Origin of the sequence: Escherichia sp. TW14182 (genome assembly GCF_000208525.1) — a bacterium.
Lineage (GTDB): Bacteria > Pseudomonadota > Gammaproteobacteria > Enterobacterales > Enterobacteriaceae > Escherichia > Escherichia ruysiae.
The window spans coordinates 1-7,774 of the sequence record NZ_AEJZ01000023.1; the positions used below are offsets into that span (position 1 = coordinate 1).

7 protein-coding genes and 2 pseudogenes are annotated in these 7,774 nt (G+C 50.2%); 3 read left to right on the forward strand and 6 right to left on the reverse strand.

What is annotated here, in order from left to right; all coding sequences use genetic code 11:
* The 5 genes and pseudogenes from spr to yeiP form a co-directional block, all read right to left on the reverse strand.
* A pseudogene (spr, locus tag EQY_RS26045) lies at positions 1-64 on the reverse strand (bifunctional murein DD-endopeptidase/murein LD-carboxypeptidase); the annotation flags it as partial.
* A gap of 411 nt (positions 65-475) precedes the next feature.
* Positions 476-1,189, reverse strand: a complete 714-nt coding sequence (gene lpxT, locus EQY_RS0102500) for a Kdo(2)-lipid A phosphotransferase (RefSeq protein WP_010347233.1) — start codon at positions 1,187-1,189, stop codon at positions 476-478.
* Between the two features lie 38 nt (positions 1,190-1,227).
* On the reverse strand, positions 1,228-2,214 hold the full coding sequence (yeiR, locus tag EQY_RS0102505) for a zinc-binding GTPase YeiR (protein ID WP_000198832.1): 987 nt from the start codon (positions 2,212-2,214) through the stop codon (positions 1,228-1,230).
* 117 nt (positions 2,215-2,331) lie between these two features.
* Positions 2,332-3,798, reverse strand: coding sequence for a mannitol dehydrogenase family protein (locus EQY_RS0102510; protein WP_001091945.1), 1,467 nt, complete (start codon positions 3,796-3,798; stop codon positions 2,332-2,334).
* Between the two features lie 223 nt (positions 3,799-4,021).
* Positions 4,022-4,594 (reverse strand): elongation factor P-like protein YeiP, encoded by a 573-nt coding sequence (yeiP, locus tag EQY_RS0102515; RefSeq protein WP_001136827.1) that lies wholly within the window; start codon positions 4,592-4,594, stop codon positions 4,022-4,024.
* Between the two features lie 154 nt (positions 4,595-4,748).
* On the opposite strand from yeiP, the gene EQY_RS0102520 reads away from it, so the two are divergent.
* Positions 4,749-5,003 carry a YkgJ family cysteine cluster protein gene (locus EQY_RS0102520; RefSeq protein ID WP_024165195.1) on the forward strand — a complete coding sequence of 85 codons (255 nt, stop codon included), beginning with the start codon at positions 4,749-4,751 and terminating at the stop codon, positions 5,001-5,003.
* Here the strand turns inward: EQY_RS0102520 and setB are convergent.
* On the reverse strand, positions 5,000-6,181 hold the full coding sequence (gene setB / locus EQY_RS0102525; RefSeq protein WP_000551953.1) for a sugar efflux transporter SetB: 1,182 nt from the start codon (positions 6,179-6,181) through the stop codon (positions 5,000-5,002). The genes EQY_RS0102520 and setB overlap by 4 nt on opposite strands.
* 367 nt (positions 6,182-6,548) lie before the next feature.
* Between setB and fruB the strand changes: the two genes are divergently transcribed.
* On the forward strand, positions 6,549-7,679 hold the full coding sequence (gene fruB / locus EQY_RS0102530; protein WP_000487221.1) for a fused PTS fructose transporter subunit IIA/HPr protein: 1,131 nt from the start codon (positions 6,549-6,551) through the stop codon (positions 7,677-7,679).
* Positions 7,679-7,774: pseudogene (gene fruK / locus EQY_RS25500) on the forward strand (1-phosphofructokinase); the annotation flags it as partial. The gene fruB and the pseudogene fruK, both read left to right, overlap by 1 nt.

The following is a 7,774-nucleotide window of genomic DNA, read 5'->3' on the forward strand; positions in this document are numbered from 1 at the left end:
CCGCTACTGCAATCGCGGGAATGCCGCGCAAGATATATCTCAAAATCGGTTGAGATTTGACCATGTTGTTTGTTTTCCCTTGAAGTCCTTAACGATAAATATCGTTATAAAAAATGCCAAGCGACACGAGACTAATTACCTGGGCATGTTGAAACAATTCCTTAAGGCCAAATCTGTGGACTAACGCACAAAATTATATGCTGTGAGGATAATTTAACGCCGAGGCAAAACGAGTCCGAGATTACCCGATTGGCGCGGTCTTGGCGAGCGGTTTTGCATGATTTTTTATAAGAAAAAGTGATACAGAAAGTTAATAAGTGGGATTGGTCAATTAAAGAACGATTGTGCGAAAAACATGCAACCTATTCATTTGCTTAAAGAATGAGCATTGTATTCGATGAATGAAAGCAATCGTGCGCATCATCAGGATTATCCTTACTATAAAAATAAACCTGATGATGTTAATTACTGTGAGTTATTTGTTTTGGAAATGTTTGCTTTTTCCCGGTAGTGATTTGTCAAAAAAGGTGATTAATCGATCACTTAATGGCGTCAACAGCACCCAGGGTAAGCCGATCAATATCACGGTCATGGAGCCGACAATGATATCGGTAAACCAGTGCGCGCCAATCATTACTCTGGGAAATGCAAAAACCACAAAAATAATAATGCCGATAAGACCTGCGACTTTTCCGAAATAGCGCCACATAAAGGCGGAAAAAATAAGTAACATCATGCCGTGATCGCCGGGAAAGCTATCTCGTGATGCATCTTTCGTGGGTACAGGTAGCAGTTCGCTGACGCGGTTAATATCTGTAAAGGTTAATGTCGGGCTGGCCCGTTTTACCGGAATTAATGCCTGACCCAGCTGGTTTAATACCACTGCGGTTAACAGCATGACCAGACCAATAATTACGATACGTCGTCTGCCAGGGGCATTTTCTTTCAGCCAGAAACTCAGCATCAACATTCCCATCGTCAGCAGTGAACAACCGTCGAAAGCGCGATTGTTGGTCAATGCAACCAGCCACAAAAAGGCCTTACTTTCGACCAGTTTCTGATTAAAGAAATAAAAAATATTCGTATCAATCGATAACCAGAATCCATGATTAACGGGTATGTACCAGGAAAGAAACAGCACGAGGCCGACAATGTTCAACAACACTATTTGCGGCAAATTTTTAATCATATTTTCTCTAATTATCTTACTGAAAAACGCAGGCAACCTTACGCGGTGGTCGCTAAACGAAGCTTCAACAGTGCGCTTTGTAAGGCGTTCCAGTCAGTTTCGCTACTGGAAATCAGCTCAATACGGCTATCCGGTGGTGCAACGTTTTGCGTTTCAATGTGCAGGTCATCGCCCTGACGGTTGATTCGCACAAGGCCTTCCGGAATGCGCATAACGCCTTTCACTCGCTCTACTGGTGCAAGTCGTGCCCATTCCAGAATGCCGATGGTGTCGAACACCGTATCAGCGTCGAATATCCAGCCACAGGCCTGATGTCCTTGTCCGCTGTTCAGACTGCGACGCCAGCGTTGATGTTCTGGCAGGCTTAACGCCGCTAACCCTTTTTTCACGCCATGCTGATGTGAATGGGCGGCGCTGGCAGGCAACTCAGTTAAATTGCGACGGGGTAAATCCAGAAGATGACCTTCAATTTGCCCATGTTCGCTGTGAATTAATTGCCGATCGCCACCATTTTGTTGCCACCAGCGTTGCAACGCTTGCTCGCTTTCGGGCGTCGCGCGGTCGGATTTATTGGCGACAATGATGTCTGCGGCAGCCAACTGGTCACGGAAGTTTTCATTATTGACACTTTTTTCATCCAGCAGCAGGCGTGGATCGAGAATACACAACGTGGCGCGCAAGTCGATCCACGGTTCATAAACTGGTGCGGTTAACAGATCGAGGATCTGTTTCGGATGGCCCAGCCCGGTTGGCTCTATCAACAAGCGGTCTGGTTTTCCCTGACGCAGTAAGGTATTCAGACCTACCTGCATGGGTAAACCATTAACGCAGCACATGCAGCCGCCGGGGATCTCTTTCAGCAATGCGCCGCTATCGGCGAGCAAAGCGCCATCAATTCCGACTTCTCCAAATTCATTAACCAGCACCGCCCATTTTTCGTTGGGATCTTTATGGGCTAATAGATGAAGAATCGACGTGGTTTTCCCGCTGCCGAGAAAACCGGTGATGAGGTTGGTCCTGGTCACAGCGGCTCCGCAATACTCTGATAAGTTAACTGTGCGTTAATCCTGGCTAAAAAAGGCAGAAAAGAGAAGGGGAGAGCGGACGAAGACGGGCTTCATCCGCTTTAACCGCAGAAATCGTTAAATTTTGAGAGTGTTTAATAGCGCCTGATGCGCCCCAAACTGCGCGATTTGTTGCCAGGCTTGTTCGATAGCCTGCACAAAATGCGGGTTATTTGGCAGGTCATCACCGAAAACTTCACGCAGGGAAAGCAGGGCGGTTACGCGTTGTTCATTGCTGCTGCCCGCGACCAGGTCGCGAATTTTATCGCTAAGCGGATCGCGAACATCAATAGCATTTCCGGCATCATCAACACCGCTCACATAGCGCATCCAGCCAGCAACGCCTAATGCCAACAATGACCAGTTCGTTCCGCGCGCCAGATGTATGCGAATGCCTGCCAGCATACGCTGCGGTAATTTCTGGCTGCCATCCATCGCGATTTGCCAGGTCTTATGTTTCAGCGCCGGGTTAGCAAAACGTGCAATTAACTTATCCGCATATTGTGTTAAATCGACATCTTTGATCCGCAGCGTCGGCGCTTGCTCATCCAGCATTAATGTTCTGGCGGCATGGAGAAATGCGCGATCCTGCATACAATCACTGATATGGGCGAATCCTGCGAGATAACCCAGATAAGCGAGAAAAGAGTGACTACCATTAAGCATACGCAGTTTCATCTCCTCCCACGGCAGAACATCATTGACCATCTGCACGCCAGCGACTTCCCAGGCAGGGCGCCCCGCGACGAAGTTATCTTCCACCACCCATTGGATAAACGGCTCGCAGCTAATCGCACAGGGATCATTCACGCCCAGATGCTGGCTAATTTCCGCCAGTGATTCGTCTGTTGCTGCCGGGACAATGCGGTCTACCATGGTTCCCGGAAAGCTGACGTGATCTTTTATCCATTCCGCAAGTTCTGGCGAACGTTTTTCCGCCATCCCCAGCACCGCGTTTTTCACCACATGGCCATTATCGGGAATGTTGTCGCAGGAGAGCACGGTAAACGGGGCAAGGCCGCGTTCACGGCGGCGCTTTAGTGCTTCGACGAGAATGCCTGGCGCGGAGTGAGGATCTTCGGGACTTTGTAGATCGTGAACGATACGTGGATTGCTGATGTCGAGTGTGCCGGTAGCCGGGTCGATGCAATAGCCTTTTTCGGTAATTGTCAAGGAAACAATCGCCACCTGCGGCTCGCAAAACTTCTCAATAATCGCCGCTAAGGAATCCAGTTTTGCATTCAGGCACTCGCGAACGGCTCCAATAATAATAGCCTGGTTGCCGTCTGCGCCTTTCTCTAACACGGTGTATAAATGATCCTGCGCGCGAAGCTGGCTCATCAACTGATCGCCACTGAACAGGCTGATTTCACAGATCCCCCAGTCGCCGCCCTGGGCATTCAGCACACGGTCGGTTAATAGCGCCTGATGCGCACGGTGGAAGGCTCCAAATCCAAAATGAACGATACGAGATTTCAATTGTTGCCGATCGTAGCGGGGCGAGTGTACATGCTGCGGGAGCGTAACGGAGGCGATTGTATTCATAGGAGTCACGTCTTAGTAACGATTAATTAACAACGACAGTGTAAAGTTATATGACAGCAATTGAAATTGGTCTGGATTGTTAATGCGATGAAGTGTGAGGGCGATCAATTTAGTGGTGAATATTGCGGGAGAACAATGTTCAGGAAGCGCAAAATAGAAGATTGGTATAATAAATTAAAAAAGGGACAGTCTGAGCCATCCCTTTTCTGATATCTGGCTGAAGTTAGTCAGCACGACCCATATAGCGGCGTTCTTCGATATGGATGCGAATTTTTTCGCCTGGGCTTAAGTATTCTGGTACTTGAATGACCAGACCGGTGCTCAATGTCGCCGGTTTGTTACGGGCGCTGGCAGACGCGCCTTTGATGCCCGGTGCGGTTTCAACAATTTCCAGATCAACGGTTTGCGGCAGTTCAAGCGCCAGAAGTTGACCGTCCCAGGTCAGAACCTGCATATCCGGCATACCGCCTTCCGGCATAAACAGCAGCTCTTCTTCGATCTGATCTTTAGTGAAGGTATACGGGGTATAGTCTTCTTTATCCATAAAGACATATTCGTTGCCATCGACGTAGGAGAAGTCAACGTAACGACGGGTCAGCGTTACGGTGTCAACGATATCATCGCCTTTGAAGCGTTCTTCCACTTTCAGCCCGGTACGGACATCAGAAAAACGCATTTTGTACAGCGTAGCGGCACCACGGGCGGTGGGAGACTGAATATCAATATCCTTAACCAGCAGCAATTTGCCGTTGTAATTCAGTACCATACCTTTTTTAATTTCGTTCGCTCTTGGCATCGAAAAATTCCTGTTATCGAAAATGTCAAAAATATCGCGTCAAACTACTCGCGACGAGCCTTTCAGGCAAGTGGTATTCGCACTTTTGCTGGTGCAAAAAAGGTGGTACTGTGCGCGCTCATCAATCCGGTGGTTAACCTTAAGAGAACAACGTATGGAATGCCGTCCGGGTTGCGGGGCGTGTTGCACTGCCCCTTCAATTTCCAGCCCTATACCCGGTATGCCAGATGGCAAGCCCGCCAATACGCCCTGCATTCAGCTTGATGAACAGCAACGTTGTAAAATTTTTACATCGCCGCTACGTCCGAAAGTTTGCGCAGGTTTACAAGCCAGTGCTGAAATGTGCGGTAACACGCGTCAGCAGGCGATGACCTGGCTTATCGATCTGGAAATACTGACCGCGCCTTAAACATCTTTAATCCGCAGTAAGCAGAACAGAGTGGCGATAATCATCACCATCGCAAACCAGAACACGGCGTGATAATTCCAGATTTCGGCGACTATGCCCGCCACTGACCCCGCGATGATCCAGCCCACACGCGAGGTATTGGTATAGAGCGTGGTTGCTGAACCCGCCTGACCGGGCATCAGATCCTGAAAATAGAGCATCCCGATGCCACCCAGAATGCCAATAAAAATAGCATTCAGCAGCTGCAAGCCCAACAGAATGACAGGTGAATGCGCCATCAGCATACCTGCGTAAAAACAGACGCCACCCACGGCGGCAACGCGCATTAAGAAACGCTTACCCAGACGTTTGGCAAAATAACCCGCGATCAACATGGTCGGGATTTCCAGGCCTGCGGCGGTTCCCATCATCACGCCCGCCAGTTTCTCGGGAAGATGCAATTCGTTGATAATAAACAGTGGCATGTTGATGATGTACAGGCTATTTGACCCCCACATCAACGTACAAATGACAAACAGCAGTAGCGTATCGCGACGATTACGGCGCGGCGCTTCAACCGTGCCGGTCGCCAGCGGAACCTCTTTTTGCATCGACGGTAAAAATAGCCACACCATCAGGCCGCAGACAATAAACGCCACTGCTGCGCTGAGATACATCACCGTAAAGCTGAACCCCATCGCCAGGGCATAAGCCAGCGGCGGACCAATGACCCATGCCAACGAAACCTGAGCGCGTAAAAAAGAGCTGAACATCACCGCTTCACGCCCGGTTTTGTCAGCGTGCTCACGGGCGAGAGCAAACATTTGCGGGTTGGCGGTAGAGCCAAAGCTACTAAGAAAGACACCAACGAACAGCAAAACAAAGTAGTTGCGGTTCCAGGCAAAAAGGATGCAGGCCAGCACGCCTAACAGGCAGCAAAAGACAATCAGTGATTTACGATCGCCACGCTTATCAGAGCGTCCGGCGAGAAACTGACTCACCAGAATCCCGATGACAGCACTGCCGGTAAAGAAGAATCCCACCATCGCCGGACGGGCGTGCACTTCATCGGTAAGGAATATACTGAGCGTCGGGGTTTGCAGAGCGCCCGCAATACCGGTGAGAAAGGCAACGATTAAAAACGCCGTCGATGTCAGATCAAACGATTTCGCGCTGGAGACTGCGGGGGAGTTATGCATGCTGGTCGATCACTGAAAGATGGAGACGCGGAGTTTACGCTGCTTGTCAGAAAATAAACAGTCAGTGAAATCAAACTCGCCACGAATAATCAAAATGCCATTTCACTCTTGTTGATTGTCTGCTGACGCTGCTGAAATGAAATTGCTGGCAACGAGTTTTCCCGTCAGCAATTAGGAAAAATGACAAAAAATTGTGCAGCACATCAAAATTTTGGTCATAAGTTTACAGCTTCCCTTGCGTGCTGAAACAGAAGTATTATGCTTTATTGAAACGTTTCAGCGCGATCTTGTCTTTAACCGTAAGCCAGGTTGGCGCTTTTATTCTCATAGAAGCTGAATCGTTTCAATTCAGCAAGAGAGGAGAACTATGTTCCAGTTATCCGTACAGGACATCCATCCGGGCGAAAAGGCCGGAGACAAAGAAGACGCGATTCGCCAGGTCGCTGCGGCGCTGGTGCGGGCCGGTAATGTAGCTGAAGGCTACGTCAATGGCATGCTGGCGCGCGAGCAGCAAACCTCAACGTTCCTCGGCAATGGTATTGCTATTCCTCACGGCACCACCGACACCCGCGATCAGGTGCTGAAAACCGGCGTTCAGGTATTTCAGTTCCCGGAAGGCGTCACCTGGGGTGACGGTCAGGTAGCGTACGTGGCGATCGGTATTGCCGCCAGCTCGGACGAACACCTGGGCCTGCTGCGCCAGCTGACCCACGTGCTAAGCGATGATTCCGTTGCTGAACAACTGAAGTCAGCAACGACAGCAGAAGAACTTCGCGCATTGCTGATGGGCGAAAAGCAGAGTGAGCAGCTGAAACTCGATAACGAAATGCTGACGCTGGATATTGTCGCCAGCGATCTGCTGACTCTGCAGGCGCTGAACGCTGCACGTCTGAAAGAAGCGGGTGCCGTTGACGCCACCTTCGTCACTAAAGCCATCAATGAACAACCTCTGAATCTCGGACAGGGCATCTGGCTGAGCGATAGCGCCGAAGGCAACCTGCGTAGCGCGATTGCGGTAAGCCGCGCGGCAAATGCTTTTGATGTGGAGGGCGAAACGGCAGCCATGCTGGTGAGTGTGGCAATGAATGACGATCAGCCCGTCGCGGTTCTTAAGCGTCTCGCCGATCTGTTACTCGACAATAAAGCTGACCGTTTGCTGAAAGCGGATGCGGCAACATTGCTGGCACTGCTGACCAGCGATGATGCGCCGACTGACGACGTGTTAAGCGCGGAGTTTGTGGTGCGCAACGAACACGGCCTGCATGCTCGTCCAGGCACCATGCTGGTCAATACCATTAAACAATTTAACAGTGATATTACCGTGACAAACCTTGATGGCACCGGCAAACCGGCAAACGGACGTAGTCTGATGAAAGTTGTGGCACTTGGCGTTAAGAAAGGTCATCGCCTGCGCTTTACCGCCCAGGGGGCGGATGCTGAACAGGCACTGAAGGCAATTGGCGACGCCATCGCCGCAGGTCTTGGGGAGGGCGCGTAATGAGCAGACGTGTTGCTACGATCACCCTCAATCCGGCGTATGACCTTGTTGGTTTCTGCCCGGAAATTGAACGCGGCGAAGTGAACCTGGTGAAA

Coding starts and splice junctions, on each gene's coding strand:
- lpxT (WP_010347233.1), bottom strand. CDS start 1,189: ATGATTAAAAATTTGCCGCAAATAGTGTTGTTGAACATTGTCGGCCTC.
- EQY_RS0102510 (WP_001091945.1), bottom strand. CDS start 3,798: ATGAATACAATCGCCTCCGTTACGCTCCCGCAGCATGTACACTCGCCC.
- yeiP (WP_001136827.1), bottom strand. CDS start 4,594: ATGCCAAGAGCGAACGAAATTAAAAAAGGTATGGTACTGAATTACAAC.
- EQY_RS0102520 (WP_024165195.1), top strand. CDS start 4,749: ATGGAATGCCGTCCGGGTTGCGGGGCGTGTTGCACTGCCCCTTCAATT.
- setB (WP_000551953.1), bottom strand. CDS start 6,181: ATGCATAACTCCCCCGCAGTCTCCAGCGCGAAATCGTTTGATCTGACA.
- fruB (WP_000487221.1), top strand. CDS start 6,549: ATGTTCCAGTTATCCGTACAGGACATCCATCCGGGCGAAAAGGCCGGA.